15 protein-coding genes are annotated in these 16,125 nt (G+C 73.2%); 6 read left to right on the top strand and 9 right to left on the bottom strand.

Annotated elements, in window-relative coordinates; genetic code table 11:
* Positions 1-286: 286 nt before the first annotated feature.
* Both ACFVS9_RS29310 and ACFVS9_RS29315 read left to right on the top strand, forming a co-directional pair.
* Positions 287-2,011 carry a PucR family transcriptional regulator gene (locus tag ACFVS9_RS29310; RefSeq protein WP_383115858.1) on the top strand — a complete coding sequence of 575 codons (1,725 nt, stop codon included), beginning with the start codon at positions 287-289 and terminating at the stop codon, positions 2,009-2,011.
* Between the two features lie 192 nt (positions 2,012-2,203).
* Positions 2,204-2,989, top strand: coding sequence for a hypothetical protein (locus ACFVS9_RS29315; protein WP_383115859.1), 786 nt, complete (start codon positions 2,204-2,206; stop codon positions 2,987-2,989).
* 174 nt (positions 2,990-3,163) lie between these two features.
* Here the strand turns inward: ACFVS9_RS29315 and ACFVS9_RS29320 are convergent, their stop codons facing one another.
* Positions 3,164-3,895 carry a GntR family transcriptional regulator gene (locus ACFVS9_RS29320; RefSeq protein WP_389937187.1) on the bottom strand — a complete coding sequence of 244 codons (732 nt, stop codon included), beginning with the start codon at positions 3,893-3,895 and terminating at the stop codon, positions 3,164-3,166.
* Between the two features lie 143 nt (positions 3,896-4,038).
* Here ACFVS9_RS29320 and ACFVS9_RS29325 point away from each other — a divergent pair, with 143 nt between their 5' ends.
* Both ACFVS9_RS29325 and ACFVS9_RS29330 read left to right on the top strand, forming a co-directional pair.
* Positions 4,039-4,887: a (2Fe-2S)-binding protein gene (locus ACFVS9_RS29325; RefSeq protein WP_389937190.1), complete on the top strand. Its 849-nt coding sequence runs from the start codon at positions 4,039-4,041 to the stop codon at positions 4,885-4,887.
* Between the two features lie 205 nt (positions 4,888-5,092).
* Positions 5,093-6,175 carry a DUF2637 domain-containing protein gene (locus ACFVS9_RS29330; RefSeq protein WP_383115862.1) on the top strand — a complete coding sequence of 361 codons (1,083 nt, stop codon included), beginning with the start codon at positions 5,093-5,095 and terminating at the stop codon, positions 6,173-6,175.
* Positions 6,176-6,178: 3 nt separating this feature from the next.
* Here the strand turns inward: ACFVS9_RS29330 and ACFVS9_RS29335 are convergent, their stop codons facing one another.
* Positions 6,179-6,589 carry an ATP-binding protein gene (locus tag ACFVS9_RS29335; RefSeq protein ID WP_389937193.1) on the bottom strand — a complete coding sequence of 137 codons (411 nt, stop codon included), beginning with the start codon at positions 6,587-6,589 and terminating at the stop codon, positions 6,179-6,181.
* Positions 6,590-6,841: 252 nt separating this feature from the next.
* Here ACFVS9_RS29335 and ACFVS9_RS29340 point away from each other — a divergent pair, with 252 nt between their 5' ends.
* On the top strand, positions 6,842-7,240 hold the full coding sequence (locus tag ACFVS9_RS29340) for a ribonuclease domain-containing protein (RefSeq protein WP_383115864.1): 399 nt from the start codon (positions 6,842-6,844) through the stop codon (positions 7,238-7,240).
* 90 nt (positions 7,241-7,330) lie between these two features.
* The gene (locus ACFVS9_RS29345; RefSeq protein ID WP_389937196.1) at positions 7,331-7,720 is read left to right on the top strand and encodes a barstar family protein; all 390 of its coding nucleotides are present in this window, start codon (positions 7,331-7,333) and stop codon (positions 7,718-7,720) included.
* Positions 7,721-7,730: 10 nt separating this feature from the next.
* On the opposite strand, the gene ACFVS9_RS29350 is transcribed toward ACFVS9_RS29345, so the two are convergent.
* The 7 genes from ACFVS9_RS29350 to ACFVS9_RS29380 all read right to left on the bottom strand — a co-directional run bounded on the left by ACFVS9_RS29350 (position 7,731) and on the right by ACFVS9_RS29380 (position 15,912).
* A complete protein-coding gene (locus ACFVS9_RS29350; RefSeq protein WP_383115866.1) occupies positions 7,731-8,558 on the bottom strand; it encodes an ABC transporter ATP-binding protein in 828 nt (275 codons plus the stop codon).
* Positions 8,555-9,607, bottom strand: coding sequence for a FecCD family ABC transporter permease (locus tag ACFVS9_RS29355; protein WP_389937200.1), 1,053 nt, complete (start codon positions 9,605-9,607; stop codon positions 8,555-8,557). Before ACFVS9_RS29355 ends, ACFVS9_RS29350 begins: the two co-directional genes overlap by 4 nt.
* Positions 9,604-10,647: a FecCD family ABC transporter permease gene (locus ACFVS9_RS29360; protein WP_383115868.1), complete on the bottom strand. Its 1,044-nt coding sequence runs from the start codon at positions 10,645-10,647 to the stop codon at positions 9,604-9,606. The genes ACFVS9_RS29355 and ACFVS9_RS29360 overlap by 4 nt, the downstream gene beginning before the upstream one ends.
* A complete protein-coding gene (locus tag ACFVS9_RS29365) occupies positions 10,644-11,681 on the bottom strand; it encodes an iron-siderophore ABC transporter substrate-binding protein (RefSeq protein WP_383115869.1) in 1,038 nt (345 codons plus the stop codon). Before ACFVS9_RS29365 ends, ACFVS9_RS29360 begins: the two co-directional genes overlap by 4 nt.
* Positions 11,682-11,912: 231 nt before the next feature.
* On the bottom strand, positions 11,913-12,686 hold the full coding sequence (locus tag ACFVS9_RS29370) for a helix-turn-helix domain-containing protein (RefSeq protein WP_383115874.1): 774 nt from the start codon (positions 12,684-12,686) through the stop codon (positions 11,913-11,915).
* Positions 12,687-12,816: 130 nt separating this feature from the next.
* A complete protein-coding gene (locus ACFVS9_RS29375; protein ID WP_383115870.1) occupies positions 12,817-14,559 on the bottom strand; it encodes a pyruvate dehydrogenase in 1,743 nt (580 codons plus the stop codon).
* Positions 14,560-14,619: 60 nt separating this feature from the next.
* Positions 14,620-15,912, bottom strand: a complete 1,293-nt coding sequence (locus tag ACFVS9_RS29380) for a protein phosphatase 2C domain-containing protein (protein ID WP_389937204.1) — start codon at positions 15,910-15,912, stop codon at positions 14,620-14,622.
* Positions 15,913-16,125 lie beyond the last annotated feature (213 nt).

Consider the following 16,125-nt stretch of genomic DNA (forward strand, 5'->3'; position numbering starts at 1 on the left):
CTCTTCTTCTCGGTCGGGGTCGTTCGGCTGGGGCTGGGGGGACGGCCCGCCCGTCGGCCCGCCCGCCTTCGACGGGGGCCGTTCCCTGAGTTGTCGACGCGGTGTGTGGCCCAGTACACAAGCCTTGCTCCCACCCGGTGCAGTCACCGAAACCATGAAGGAATTGGCTGGTCCCCGTCCCCGTCTTGTAGATTCGAACGAATGGCGGATCCCGGTAACCTCACCGCAATTCACAGGTGACCTCCGCCCTGACCGGCACCCACGAACAGATCGGCGGCAATCGACGATGCGGCTGCGCGCACTGCTGGACACCGAGGCGCTGGGCCTGCGGCTGCTCGGCGGCGAGGACGAGCTGGACCGTTCGGTCCGGGGCGTGATGACGACCGACCTGCGCGACCCCAGCCGCTACCTCTCGGGCGGGGAGCTGGTCCTGACGGGTCTGGCGTGGCGCCGGGACGCGTCGGACTCCGAGGCCTTCGTCCGGCTCCTGACGAACGCCGGGGTGGCCGGTCTGGCCGCGGGCGAGGCGGAGCTCGGGGCCGTCCCCGACGATCTCGTCGAGGCGTGCCTGCGGAACCGCCTCCCGCTCTTCGCGGTCAACGAGACCGTCGCGTTCGCGACGATCACCGAGCACGTGGTGCGCCAGGTGTCCGGCGAGCGGGCCGGTGACCTCGCGGCGGTCGTCGACCGCCACCGCAGACTGATGACCTCGGGCCCGGCGGGCGGCGGCCCCGAGGTGGTCCTCGATCTGCTCACCTCCGACCTGGACCTTCGCGCCTGGGTCCTCTCCCCCACGGGCCGGCAGATCGCGGGAGCGGGCGAGCCGCTGCCCCCGCACGTCGGCGCGCGGCTGGCGGGCCGGCACCTCGCGGCGACCCGCACCGGCCGCCCGGGGCCGCACCGGGCGGAGGTGGACGGGACGGCGTATTCACTGTTCCCGATCCGGAACACCGGCCGGGGCGCGCTGCCCGTGACGGTCCACGACGCACGGGAGTCCGTGCTGTCGGACTGGCTGCTGGCCGTCGCGGCCGACGCGGGCGACTGGCCCGCGGCCCGCCTGGACCTGCTCCAGGGCGTCACCCAGCTGATCGCCGTCGAACGCGACCGGCGCGACGCCGCGCGGGGGGTACGCCGCAGACTCGCCCAGGAGGTCCTGGAGCTGGTCCAGACGGGCGCCGCCCCGGCGGAGATCGCGGCCAGGCTGAGGGTGGCGGCCCCGGTCCTGCTGCCGGGTGTCGGTACGGCACCGCACTGGCAGGTCGTGGTGGCCCGGGTCGAGTGGACGCGGGAGGGACCGGACCTGCCGGGCGGCCAGGCCGCGCAGGCCCTGCTGGAGGAGATCCTGGTCGACCCGGCGGTGACGGGCCCCGACTCGGCGGACCGGATCGCCGTGGCGCACACGGGCGAGGAGGCCGTCGCCCTCGTACCGCTGACCGCGTCGGCCCCCGCGGGCCACGACGGGGCCGGCGACCCGGCCGGGACGCGGGAGCCGGACCCCGGGGAGCGGCAGGACGCGGCACTGCACGCCGACGCCCTGCTCGACGCCGTCCGGGCTCCGCTCTCCGCGGGCCTCGGCGACGACGGCCGCCTGACACTCGGTGTCAGCGCCGCGGTGCACTCCGCCGAGGGACTGCGCGGCGCGCTGGAGGAGGCGCGGCACGCCCGCCGGGTGGCGGCGGCGCGGCCGGGCCCGGTCTGCGCGGCCGGCCACCACGAGCTCGCCTCGCACGTCCTGCTGCTGCCCTTCGTCCCGGACGACGTCCGCCGCGCGTTCACCGCGCGGCTCCTGGACCCGCTGCGCGACTACGACCGGCGGCACCGCGCGGAGCTGATCGAGACCCTGGAGGCGTTCCTGGACTGCGACGGCTCCTGGACCCGCTGCGCGTCCCGGCTGCACCTGCACGTCAACACGCTGCGCTATCGCGTCGGACGAATCGAGCAGTTGACGGGACGTGACCTTTCGCGCCTCGAGGACAAGCTCGACTTCTTCCTCGCCCTGCGTATGAGCTGAATTCCCGGGCGTACCGGAACCCTCCGGGACCCAGGACGATTGTGAAATCTTTCACCTGACATCGATCCCACCCCTTGGCCCGGCGTGCCATTCCGTGCTGAGATGCGCGCAGACCCTGGCCGACCGGCGTTCGCCGGCCGGCCTCCACAGCTCGATGGCGCGCTCGGGGAGGGCAATGTGGCGCATACCGCCATGCCTGGTTCCGGAACGACAGCAGATGACGATCCGCCGCTCCAGACCGCGGTATGGCGGCTGCGCTCACGGGCCTGCTGGACGGACGCGGCCGCGCTGCTGGAGCCCCTGGCGGCCACCGACCCGGCGGCCGCCCTCCAGCGGACCTCGCTGCTCACCGAACGGTGCCTCTACACGGGCACCGGCTGGACGGACGCCGAGGACGCGCTGCGCACCGCCGAGGCCCTCGCCCACGACGACTCCGAGCGCGGGGCCGCCGCCTGCGAGCGCGGCTACCTCGCCTACGCCTCGACGCAGCTGCGGGCGCGCGACCGGGCCGACGAGGCCAGCGTCGCCCTCAGCAGGGCCGCGGCCCTGCTCTCCCCCGCGGCCCCCGGCCGCCCCCTGCTGGACTTCCGCCGGGGGCTGATCGCCCAGAACATCGCCGACTCCCCCCAGTCCGCCCGCGCCGCCTACCGCAGGGCGCACGCCGGGGCCACGGCCCGGGGCGACACGCTCCTGCTGTCCTTCACCTGGCGGCACCTGGCCTCGCTCGCCCTGCGTGAGGGCGAGCTGGCGGAGGCGCGGCACGGCTTCGCGGAGTCGCTGCGGATAAGGGAGGAGCTCGGCTACCTCGTGGGCACGGCCCCGGCGCTCATCTCGCTCGCGGACGCCGAACCGGAACCGGAGGCCTCGGCGCGGCTGCGCGCCGAGGCGGGCCGGCTGTTCCGGCTGCTCGGGGGCGTACCGACCTGGCTCGCCCCACGGCTGGATCCGCCCGACCCGCAGACCGCCGAAGCGAACTGACGGGCAGTCACCCGTTGGGGCGGACGACGGTCCCGCGAGCTCAGGACGGACACACGCGGGAGCGCCGGGTGCGGCCCGTACCGGCGCGGCGGGCACGTCCCGGAGGCTCCGGGCCCGTGAACCAGGGGCCCGCAGGGGCGGCCCGGACGCACCGGTGCCGGGGCCGTGACCGCCTCAGACGTCCGCGCCGCCGAGGTGTTCGTGTACGAGTGACCGCGCCCCCGCGAGGTCCCGGGCGACGAGCGCGTCCAGCAGGGCGATGTGCTGCGAGGCGTCCGCGATCAGGTCCGCCCGGCGCGCCGGGGGCCCCTGGGACCGGCGGTGGAGGTCGTCGGCGACCGACACGAGCTGCTGGTTGCCGGACAGCGCGAGCACGGCCCGGTGGAAGGCCCGGTCGCTCTCGGCGTACGCCGCCCGGTCCCCGGTCCGCGCGGCGGCCACGGTGGCGTCGGCCAGCGGGCGCAGCGCGCACCATCCGGCCACCGGGACGGTACGGGCGAGCCGCAGCATGACGGGGACCTCGATCAGGGCGCGTACCTCGGCCAGCTCCGCCCGCTCACGGGGGCCCCGCTCGCTGACCCGGAAGCCGCGGTTCGGCACGACCTCGACGGCTCCCTCGACGGCCAGCCGCTGCATCGCCTCACGCACCGGGGTGGCGGACACGCCGAAGCGGGCGCCGAGGGCCGGGGCGGAGTAGACCTCGCCCGGGGCGAGGTCACCGTCGGCGAGGGCGGCGCGCAGGGCGTCCAGGATCTGGCCGCGCACGGAGTGCCGCTGGACGGCGCGGGGCGCGGGCGGCTCACTGTGGATGTGTTCGCCGCGCGCCTGTTCGGGCACGCGGACGTCCCGAGGGGTGCCCTCGGACGCGTACGGCCGCACGTCCTCACGCGCTCTGCCCTGCTCCACCGGCGCCTCCTCGGACTGGCGGGCCGACTCGCGTGCGCCGGACCCCGTGTGCACGATAGGCGGAGAGGGCCTCAGTTCAAACACGAGTGACTTCGGGTAAGGTAAGGCTTACCTGCAAAAAGATCGTGATTCGGTGGTCCTGAATGACCGTGCCCGCTCTGCTCGCCGCCACCGCCCCGTCCCCCCTGACGGCGGCGTACGCACGTCTGGCCGAGGTCTTCCCCGGACTCCGCGCCGAAGTGCTCACCGATGACGTCGCGGCGCCCTCGGGAAGCGGCTGGGTCGGCGCCGCCGACCTGGCGGCCGGCGGCGCCGTGCTGGACGACTTCCTGGCCTGGGACGAGGCGCAGGTGCTGCGGGACCACGGCACCCGGGCCCGCCCCGACGTGGTGGCGAGCTTCGGGCTGCACCGCTACGCCTGGCCCGCCTGCCTCCTGGTGACCCTGCCCTGGTTCACGCACCGCAGGGTGCCCCGGATCCCCGTCGAGGACGTCAGTTTCCACCGGGGCGTGGGCCATCTGACGCTGCGCGTGAGCGAGTTCGCCTGCCTGCCCGACGACCCCGCCGCCGGGCTGCCCGGCGCGCGGGTCGTCGCCGACGAGGCGGCGCTGCGGGCCGAGGTGCTGGACTCCGTCGCCGAGCACATCGGCCCGGTGCTGGACGGCTTCCGGCCGCGCGTACGGCGCGGGAAGCGGGCCCTGTGGGGCATGGCGACCGACGAGATCGTCGAGGGCCTCTGGTACATCGCCCATCTGCTCGGCGAGGAGGGCCGCGCGATGAGGGAGCTGGAGCTGCTGCTGCCGGGCACCACCAAGCCCTACGTCGGCACGGCCGGCTTCCGCGAACTGACCGGCCCCGACGGCCAGTCGCTCCCTACGCGTGACCGGGCGAGCTGCTGCCTCTTCTACACCCTGCGGCCCGAGGACACCTGCGTCACCTGCCCGCGCACCTGCGACGCGGACCGCGTCCGGAGGCTCACGCCCGCCCCTTGAGCGCTCCGGCGGCTCACACCACCCGGGCGAGCGACCGCAAATCGAACGCGACTCGGCCTCTCCACGCGGGCATTCGAAAAGATTCCGCCCAACGATGAGCCCTGCGAACCCAATGGCGTTCACTTGCCCCGAAACCCCCCTGAGTCCGGCGGTTCTTCCGTCACGATGGCGCCCGAAACGCCCTACGTGACGCAAGGGACCGGGCATGAGACTGACCGACATATCGCTTGACTGGCTGCTTCCGGGCGCCGTGCTGCTCGTGGGGGTCATGGCGGCGGTGACGGTGGTCGCGCGCGGCAGGCGCGCCGCTGAGAAGGCCGCGGCCGACGACAACTGGGAACGCAGCGAGGAGCGCCGCAGGCGCAAGGAGGCGCTCTACGCCACCGCCTCGTACGTCCTGCTGTTCTGCTGTGCCGCCGTCGCCGCCGCCCTCTCCTTCCACGGGCTCGTCGGCTTCGGCCGGCAAAACCTCAGCCTCTCCGGGGGCTGGGAGTACCTCGTGCCCTTCGGCCTCGACGGGGCCGCGATGTTCTGTTCGGTGCTCGCGGTGCGCGAGGCCAGCCACGGCGACGCGGCCCTCGGCTCCCGCCTGCTGGTGTGGACGTTCGCCGGCGCGGCCGCCTGGTTCAACTGGGTGCACGCACCGCGCGGCATGGACCACGCGGGCGCCCCGCACTTCTTCGCGGGCATGTCCCTCTCGGCCGCGGTGCTGTTCGACCGCGCGCTGAAGCAGACCCGCCGCGCGGCGCTGCGCGAACAGGGCCTCGTGCCCCGCCCGCTGCCGCAGATCCGGATCGTACGGTGGCTGCGCGCCCCCAGGGAGACCTTCGGCGCCTGGTCGCTGATGCTCCTCGAAGGCGTACGCACCCTGGACGAGGCGGTCGACGAGGTACGCGAGGACCGCCGGGAGAGGGAACAGGACCGGCACCGCAGGAGGGACCAGGCGAAGCTGGACCGGGCCCGCATCAAGGCCCTGAACCGGCAGAACCGGGTCTGGGGGCGCGGCCGTTCAGGCCGCCAGGTGGACGTCCAGGCCATCGCCCCGGCCCCGGGCGGCGGGCCGCCGGCCGTCGCGGAGCCCGCCATAACAGAGCCGGGACAACTGCCTCTGCGCCCCCGGCCATCCCTGCAAGCCGTGAACGGCTCGAACTCCAGGAGTACTTCGGCACAGACCACCAGCGGTGAAGCCGCGACCGTCGACCTCACCGCCGAGGACGACACCCAGGCCCTGCCCCGGCTGGACACGCTGGAGCAGAAACTGAAGGACCTGGAGCAGCAGTTCGGCTGACCGTCAGGACGTCCCGGCCTTCAGCTCGAACCAGACCACCTTGCCCAGCGCCTGCACCGTGACTCCCCAGGAGTCCGCCAGGCTCTGGACCAGGATCAGCCCCCTGCCGTGCGTACCGTCGTCGGCGTTCGGTACGTACGGCGCGGGCTCCTGCCCCGTCACGAAGTCGCGCACCTCCACGCGCAGCCGTGCGGACGCGGAGATCACCGTGACCACGGCGCCGTTCCTCGTGTGGATGAGCGCGTTCGTCACCAGCTCGCTGAGGAGGAGCTCCGCGACCTCGGTCTCCTCCGGCCGCCTGCGGTGGCGCAGGAACTCCCGCAGCGCCGCGCGCATCTCCCCCACCGCCGACAGGTCGGTGTGCCCGAGTCTTCGGTGCAGCCGCACCGGCGGGCTCTCCTGCCGCTTCGTCATGTCCCCCGCACGCACGTTGAATCGGCCTCCCTGGATTCCGCTTCAATACGTCATGTCTCGAACACCTTCACGGGATGCATGCCCCACAGCGGCGCCGTCACGCATCGTCAGGCATCAACATATGAACGGGCGGACGCGCAAGCCCGGGCCCGCGTCCGGCGCGTTACTTTTCCGTACCCACGGTTAACTTCCCAAAAATTCACTCGTGTTGGCGTTGACGGATGGGGATCTACGCGCGTCATCATGGTGGGTATGCGAATCCCCCCACGGATCACCACGCTCGGCGGCGTCGCCGCCCTCCTGTCCGTCCTCTTCGTCGGCGGGCCGGTCACCGCATCGGCCGCGACCGCTCCCTCGACCGCCGCGGTCGGCAGCGTCTGCTACTCCGCGCTGCCGTCCCAGGCCCACGACACGCTGGATCTCATCGACGCGGGCGGCCCGTTCCCGTACGACCAGGACGGGACCGTCTTCCAGAACAGGGAAGCCCTGCTGCCGAGTCAGAGCACGGGCTACTACCACGAGTACACGGTCATCACGCCCGGCTCGTCGAACCGCGGGGCCCGCCGCATCGTGACGGGCGAGAAGGCCGAGGAGGACTACTACACCGCGGACCACTACGAGTCCTTCGACCTGGTCGACCACGGCTGCTGATCCGCACCCACAGGACCGGCCCGCGCCGCAGTCCCCCACCTGCGGCGCGGGCCATCGGACCGGGAACGAGCACGCTTGTACGCTCCACGCATGACCGTCACCTATGTGATCGAAGGCTCCGGGATCACCGGCCTGGACAGCTTCTGGGACGCGATCGGTGAGGCGGTGAACGGCCCCGGCGGCTATTTCGGCCGCAGCCTCGACGCGTTCGCGGACTGTCTCGGCGGCGGCTTCGGCACCCCGCCGGACGGCGACTTCGTCATCGAGTGGCGCGACCACGCCGCCTCGGCCCGCGCGCTGGGGCACGAGGAGACCGCGCGCAGGCTGGAGCGTCTGCTCCCCCGGGCGCACCCGACCAACCGGGCCCGCGTCGAGGGTGAACTGGCCGAGGCCCGGGCGGGCCGCGGTCCCACCCTCTTCGACGACCTGGTCGGGATCATCACGGAGGGGACCGGGCCCGGGACGCTGCGGCTGGTGTGAGCCCGCGGCCTCAGCGCGCCCGCGCCGCCGCCGTGTCCTGCCTGACGTGGTGCCGGCCGATGGGCAGCATCAGCGGCTTCCCGGAGACCGGGTCCTCGATGACGCGGCTCTCCAGACCGAAGACCGTGCGGACCGTGTCCTGCGTCAGCACCTCGGCCGGGGGGCCCGCCGCGTGGATGCGCCCCGCCGCGAGGGCGATGAGGTGATCGGCGTACCGGGCCGCCAGGTTGAGGTCGTGCAGCACCATCACGACCGTCGTCCCCCGCGCCCGGTTCAGGTCGGTCAGCAGGTCGAGCACCTCGATCTGATGACTGGCGTCGAGGAACGTGGTGGGCTCGTCGAGCAGCAGCAGATCGGTCTGCTGGGCCAGCGCCATCGCGATCCAGACCCGTTGCCGCTGGCCGCCGGACAGCTCGTCCACCGCGCGGTCGGCGAGTTCCGCGGTCTGTGTGGCCTCCAGGGCGGACGCCACGGCGGCGTCGTCCTTCCCGCTCCACCGGGTGAAGACGCCCTGGTGCGGGTGGCGCCCGCGGCCCACCAGGTCCAGCACGGTGATGCCCTCGGGCGCGACGGGTGACTGCGGCAACAGCCCCAGGGTACGGGCGAGTTCCTTGGCGGGCATGCGGTGCACCTGCCTGCCGTCCAGGAGCACCTGCCCCTCGCGCGGCGCGAGCAGCCGGGACATCGAACGCAGCAGCGTCGACTTCCCGCAGGCGTTGGCCCCCACGATGACCGTGACCCGGCCGGGCGGCACCGTGACGTCGAGCGATTCGACGACGACGCGGTCGCCGTAGCCGAGCGTCAGCCGCTCGGCGGTGAGGGAGTGGGACGTGGTCATATCGAACCTCCAGCCCGATGGGTGCGGACGATCAGGTAGACGAGGTACGGCGCGCCCAGCACGCCGGTGACGACGCCGACCGGGTAACGGGTGTCGAAGGCGAACTGGCCGGCGAAGTCGGCGACGAGGACCAGGAGGGCGCCGACCAGCCCGGCGGGCACCAGGAGGGAGCCGCCCGCCCCGGCCAGCCGGGCCGCGATCGGACCGGACAGGAACGCCACGAAGGCGATGGGTCCGGCGGCGGCCGTCGCGAAGGCGATCAGGCCGACGGCGGCGACGATGACCGTGATCCGGGTGCGCTCGACCCGTACGCCGAGGGCCGAGGCGGTGTCGTCCCCGAGCCGCAGCGCCGAGAGGTTGCGGCCCTGCGCCAGCAGGACGGGGCACAGCACAACGAGCGCGGCCAGGGCGGGTACGGTCTGGTCCCAGCTCACACCGTTCAGGCTTCCGGTCAGCCAGCGCGTGGCTTCCTGGAGGTCCCACTCGGCGGCCCGCGACAGGACGTACGACGTGACGCTGTCGAGCATCGCGGAGATCCCGATGCCGATCAGGATGAGGCGGGTGCCGACGACCCCGTCGCGGAACGCCAGGGTGTAGACCAGCAGCGCGACGACGAGGGCGGCGACGATCGCCAGGACCGACACCTGGGTCTCGTCGAGGGACAGGGTCACGATCGCGATGGCGGCGGCGGCGCTCGCCCCCGAGCTGATGCCGATGACGTCGGGGCTGGCGAGCGGGTTGCGCAGCATCGTCTGGAAGGTGACACCGGCCATGCCGAAGCTGAAGCCCGCCGTCACGGCGAGCACCGCGCGCGGCAGGCGCAGGCGTCCGACGGTGAACGAAGCCCCCGGCACCTGCTCCCCGAAAATGACCCGCACCACGTCACGGGGAGGGTAGAAGGTCTGTCCGGCCATCAGCGTCACGGCGAACGCGGCGACGACGAGGACGGCCAGGACCAGCGCGACGAGGCGCCGGCGGGAGGCGTTCCTGACGCGTCCTCGGGTGACCTCGTGGAGGACGGACGGCCGGGCGACGGCGGGGGCGCTCACAGGGCACGCACTTTCTGACGGCGGACGGTGTAGATGAAGAACGGGGCCCCGATCAGTGCCGTCACGATGCCGACGTCGACCTCCGAGGGCCGTGCGACGATCCGTCCGACGACGTCGGCGGCGGTCAGCAGCACGGCGCCGGTCACGGCGGAGAACGGCAGCAGCCAGCGGTGGTCGACCCCGACCATGAGGCGGCACGCGTGCGGGACCACGAGCCCGACGAAGCCGATCGGTCCTGCGGCCGCCGTCGCTGCGCCGCACAGGACGACGGCGCCGACCGCCGCCGTCGCCCGGGCGACGGCGACCCGTTCGCCGAGCCCGGCGGCGAGTTCGTCGCCCAGGGCGAGCGAGTTCAGGGCCCGTGCGGAGAGCAGGCAGATCAGGACGCCGGCGCCGAGGAACGGCAGCACGTGGCCGATGCGTTCGTAGGACGCGCCGCCGACCCCGCCGATCTGCCAGAGCCGGAAGGACCCCGAGATGTCGTTGCGGGGCAGGACCACCGCGGTCACCAGCGAGGCGAACGCCGCCGACGTGGCCGCGCCCGCGAGGGCGAGCTTGAGCGGGGTGGCGCCCCCGCGCCCCAGGGAACCGACGGTGTAGACGAACACGGCCGAGAGGCCCGCCCCGGCCATGGCGACCCACACGTACCCGGTCGGCGAGGTGAGCCCGAAGAACGCGACCCCGGTGACCACGGCCAGCGAGGCACCCATGTTGACGCCGAGGATGCCCGGGTCGGCCAGCGGGTTGCGGGTCACCCCCTGCATGACGCCGCCGGCCAGGCCGAGCGCGGCGCCGATCACGACGGCGAGCAGGGTGCGCGGGATCCGCTTGGTGACGGCCGCCTCCTCCAGCGTCCCGTCCGCCCCGCCGAGCGCGCTCCACACGTCGGACCAGGCGACGGTGCGCGAGCCGACCGCGACCGAGAGGACGGCCACCGCCGCCAGCACGAGCAGGGTGACCAGCAGCCACACGAGCCGGACACGGGCCGGACGCCGCACCACGGCGGCGTCCGGCGGGTGGCGCGTGTCGGGCGTCGTCACGCGACCTTGTCCGCGGCCTTGGCGAGCTCCGCCACGTAGTCCTCCAGCACCCAGGAGATCGACAGCGGGGTGGGGTTGGCGGCGGTGGCCAGCGGGGCGCTGCCCGGCAGCAGGTAGACCGAACCGCGCTTGACGGCGGGGATCTTCGACAGGAGCGGGTCCTTGCGCAGCGTCTCGAGCAGTTCGCCCTTGTCGTCGCCGTAGCCGGTGATGATGTCGACGTCGTCGAAGGCGTCGATCTGCTCCGCGCTCTTGGTCAGCGCGAACTTGTCCGTGCCCTTGGACGCCTCGGCGATGCTCCCGGGGATCTTCAGACCGAGGTCCTCGAAGAACAGCGTGCGGGTGTCGTGGGCCGTGTAGAAGCCGACCTCGCTCACGTCGTTGGGGTCGACGTGCGTCATGAACATCGCCGACTTCCCCTTCAGCTGGGGGTACTTGTCCGCGGTCTTCCTGATGTCGCCCTCGACCCGGGCGATCAGCTTCTCGCCCTCGTCGGCGAGGCCGAGCGCCTTGCTGTTCATCTGGATGATCTCGCGCCACGGGGTGGCCCAGGCGGCCTCCGGGTAGGCCACCACGGGGGCGATGTCGCTGAGCGTGGCGTAGTCCTGCTCGGTCAGTCCGGAGTACGAGGCGAGGATGACGTCCGGCTTCGTGTCGGCCACGGCCTCGAAGTCGATGCCGTCGGTCTCGTCGAAGAGGACCGGGGTTTTGGCGTCCAGTTCCTTCAGCTTGTCCGTGACCCAGGGCAGGACGCCGTCGCCGTCGTCGTCACCGAAGTTGGCGGCGGCCATGCCGACGGGGACGACACCGAGCGCCAGCGGCACCTCGTGGTTGGCCCAGTTCACCGTGGCCACGCGCTCGGGCCGGGCCGGGACGGTGGTCGTGCCCAGCGCGTGCTCGATCGTCACCGGGAACGCGCCCGAACCGGCCTTGCCGCCCTCGTCCTTCCCGGACCCTGACTCCCCGCCGCAGGCCGTGAGGCCGACCAGCAGGGCGGCCGCGACGGCGACTACGCGAAAACGGTGTGGACGCATGGATCCGTACTCCAGTTCAGGGATGGGTGGTGCCGGCCTCGCACGTCCGCGTCGCGCGGACCGGGGCACGGGACAGCGCACCGGAGACGCACATGAACTTAGGTAAGGCTTGGCTTTCCTTTGACCTTATGAAAGAGACACGGTTGTCGCAATCGACCGTTTAAGACAAGCGTTGTAGCGATCGGGACATCGAGGCCGCGCGGAGGAGGCCCGTCCTTCCCCGGACCGGGTTCAGCGGGCCCGGAACGCCCCCGGTGTCAGACCCGTCGTACGCCGGAAGGCCGCGCCGAAGGCGCTCGCCGAGCGGTAGCCGACCTCCTCCGCGACGTCCTCCACCTCCCAGCCCCGGGTGAGGAGTTCGACCGCGTGCTGCGCCCGCACCCCGGCGACCCAGCGCGCGAAGCTGGTGCCGGTCTCGGCGTTGAAGGCCCGGGTGACGGTGCGGGCGCTCACGCCGAGTTCGGCGGCCCATCGCGAAAGCGTCCGCTGGTCGCCGGGGTTCTCCCGCACGGCGTCGGCGATCGGCCGCAGCAGCGCGGACGTCGGGACGTGGACCAGCAGCTCCCGGGAGGACGGGGTGAGCACGTCCAGCACCATCGTCTCCGTGGCCGCGCGGGAGGCGGGCGCCAGCGCGGTGTCGCCGAGCCGCTCCAGCAGCAGTCTCAGCAGCGGGGTGATCTCGACGGCCACGGGCACGCCGGGGAGGGACGGCGTGGTGGCACGGCCGAAGAAGGTGGCGCGGAACCACGTCCCGGCGACCGCCGAGCCCGAGTGGAGGGTGCCCGCCGGCATCCACAGGCCCAGGGTCGGGGTGATCGTCCAGGCACGGGCCCCCACCACGGCCATGGAGGCGCCCCGCTCGTTCCAGAGCAGTTCGTCCCACGGGTGGGCGTGCGCGTTCCAGCTGGTGTCGTGGGCGACGGTCTCCTCGTAGCCGTGGATACCGAACGACGCCCGCGCCGCGGCCGGGTCCTGTACCGGCACGGTACGCGTCTCCCTGGTCACGGCTCCGCCGCCGGCCCGTCCGCGGGCGGCGGCCGGCGCCGGGCCGCCGCGGGTGGTGGACGTCGGTCGCATGCCCTCACCCTAACGAGGGCGCCGCACGGGAGCCCGCCGTGCGCGGACCGCCCCCCGCTCAGGGCCGCGGCACGTTGCGGAGGTTGGAGCGGGCCATCTGGAGCATCCGGCCCACCCCGCCGTCCAGGACGATCTTGCTGGCGGAGAGCGCGAAGCCGGTGACCATGTCGGCGCTGATCTTCGGCGGGATGGAGAGGGCGTTCGGGTCGGTGACCACGTCGACGAGCGCGGGCCCCCGGTGCCGGAAGGCGTCCTTGAGCGCGCCCTCCAGCTGCTTGGGCTTCTCCACGCGCACCCCGTAGGCACCCGCCGCCCGCGCGACCGCCGCGAAGTCGGGGTTCTTGTTGGCGGTGCCGAACGAGGGCAGCCCCGCCACCAGCATCTCCAGCTCGACCATGCCGAGGGAGGAGTTGTTGAACAGGACGACCTTCACCGGCAGGTCGTACTGGACGAGCGTGAGGAAGTCGCCCATCAGCATGGTGAATCCGCCGTCGCCGGACATCGACACGACCTGCCGGTTCCGGTCGGTGAACTGGGCCCCGATCGCCTGCGGCAGCGCGTTGGCCATCGAGCCGTGGCTGAACGAACCGATCACCCTGCGCCTGCCGTTGGGCGTGAGGTAGCGGGCCGCCCACACGTTGCACATCCCGGTGTCGACCGTGAACACGGCGTCGTCGTCCGCGATCTCGTCGAGCACGGAGGCGACGTACTCCGGATGGATCGGGACGTGCTTCTCGACCTTGCGGGTGTACGCCTTGACCACGCCCTCGAGCGCGTCGGCGTGCTTCTTCAGCATCCGGTCCAGGAACGTGCGGTCGGTCTTGACCTTCACCCGCGGGGTCAGGGCCCGCAGCGTCTCGCGCACGTCGCCCCACACCGCCAGATCGAGCTTGGACCGCCGGCCCAGGTGCTCGGGGCGCACATCGACCTGGACGATCTTCACGTCGGTCGGGAGGAACGCGTTGTACGGGAAGTCGGTGCCCAGCAGGATCAGCAGATCGCACTCGTTGGTCGCCTCGTAGGCGGCGCCGTAGCCCAGCAGCCCGCTCATGCCCACGTCGTACGGATTGTCGTACTGGATCCACTCCTTGCCGCGCAGCGCGTGCCCCACCGGCGCCTTGACCCGCTCGGCGAACTCCATCACCTCGGCGTGCGCCCCCGCCGTCCCGCTCCCGCAGAACAACGTCACCCGTCCGGCCTTGTCGATCATCTCGCAGAGCTTCTCGATCTCCTCGTCACCGGGCTTCACCGAGGGCCGCGAGGTGACCAGGGCGTGCTCGACCGACTTCTCCGGGGCCGGCTTCGAGGCGATGTCACCGGGCATCGACACGACGCTGACGCCGCCCCGGCCGATCGCGTGCTGGATCGCGGTCTGGAGCAGCCGCGGCATCTGCTGGGGGTTGGAGATCATCTCGTTGTAGTGGCTGCACTCCTGGAAGAGCAGCTCGGGGTGGGTCGCCTGGAAGTAGCCGAGGCCGATCTCGCTCGACGGGATGTGCGAGGCGAGGGCCAGTACGGGGGCCATGGAGCGGTGGGCGTCGTAGAGGCCGTTGATGAGGTGGAGGTTCCCCGGGCCGCAGGATCCGGCGCAGACGGCGAGGGTGCCGGTGATCTGGGCCTCGGCACCGGCCGCGAACGCGGCGGTCTCCTCGTGCCTGACCTGGACCCACTCGACGGCGGCGTGACGCCGGACGGCGTCGACCACGGGGTTGAGGCTGTCCCCGACGACGCCGTACAGCCGCTTGACCCCCGCCCGCACGAGGATGTCGACGAACTGTTCCGACACGTTCTGCTTGGCCATGGGTGCGCACCCTCTCTGCCTCCGGCTGTCCGTGCCTCCATCAACCCACGGCCTGCCCGGTTACGCCTCCCAGACCGCCGCGGCCGTACGGTCGTCGGCGTACCCCTTGGTCCTGAGCTGGATGTCGGCCAGGTAGGCGGGCAGCCCGGGCGGGCCGTCCGGGGCCCAGCGCCGCGCGAGCTCCTCGGAGAGGGCGGGTTCGCCCCGCATGGGCTCGGCCAGGCCGTTCCCGCAGAGCAGCAGGGTGTCCCCGGGCCGGGCCACGGAGGCCCGGAAGCGGAAGGGCTCCACGGGCGGCGGCGGTGCCGTCCCCGCGGAGGGGGACGGGGGCGTGGCGACCCGGAGGTCCATCGTCAGCCGGTCCCCGTCGGGGCCCTGCTCGGGCGGCGCGCCGCCGGTCCCGGGGAGCACCGGGTCGAGGTCCTGCCAGGCCCCGTCGCGGAGGCGGAAGAGGCCGCCCGGCCCGACGCCGAAGAAGATGCGGGTGCGGCACTCCGGGTCGGCGGACAGCAGCAGGCAGCGCAGGCCCACCTCGTAGGCGGAGGGTTCCAGGCCGAGCTCGGCGGCACGGGCGCGCAGCCTGCCGCAGGTCCGGTCCGTGAGGCGGTGCAGCCCCGACCTGAGGTCGCCCCTGCGTCTCGCTCTTATGTCGTCGGAGAGCCGGGCGTGGCTCCGGGCGACGGCTCCGCCGATCCAGCGACACGCGTCGGCCGCGGCCAGGTGGGCCCGGCCCGCGCCGCGGGCCCCGCCGGCCACCGCGACCAGGACCAGGGCGCCGTCCCCGTCGCCGAAGCGCGCGGTCAGCAGGGCGTCGCGGCGGGGTTCACCGCGGAAACGGGCGGAGTCACCCCGCACGGACGCGGCCCGCAGGGTGTACGTCCCGTACCGGGCGCCGTCGAGGACCGTGTCGGGGACGAGGGCGTCGAGGTCGTCGGGACCGGACGCGGGCAGCGCGGCGGGCTCCGCGTCGTAGGTGGGGGGCCGGTCCCCGATGTGGCCGACGGCGGGGCGCTCCGCCCGCCCGGGCGTACGCGGGGGCGCGGCGGGTGCCCGTACGGCGAAGGTCTGCGGCCGAGGGGGCCCGACGGGGGCCTCCCAGGGAGCGCGGCCGGCCGCGGGGGTGCGCGGCGGCGGCGCGGGCTCGGGCGGGCGCGGGTCGGGCAGCGGCGCCACCGTGGCCGGGAGGTCCGCCCGGTCGGGCTCCGGACCCCCCACGGCGTCCGTCGCGGAGTGGAAGCGGTCGTCGACGGTGTCGGCCGCGCTGCCGGGGCCGGTGTCCGGCGCGGTCCCGTCGTACAGCCTGCGCCACCAGTCGTCCTCGTGCGCGGCGGGTGTGTCCCCCTGCTGACTCATGCCCTTAGTGTCGACCGCCCGGGGCGCGGGAAAACGGCCATCGCGAAATCCGGCCCGTACGTGGCGTCGGGATGGCGCAGGGCGGTGAGAAGACCCGCCGGACGTCCCCACCCCCCACGGGAAGGTCGCCCGGCGGGCCGGTCCATGTGATCAGCCCGCCGCCCGTGGGGCGGCCGTTGATGCGGTGGCGCCAGATTGTCAGAGAGACCGGCG

The sequence above is a fragment of the Streptomyces sp. NPDC058008 genome, assembly GCF_042886395.1.
Lineage (GTDB): Bacteria > Actinomycetota > Actinomycetes > Streptomycetales > Streptomycetaceae > Streptomyces.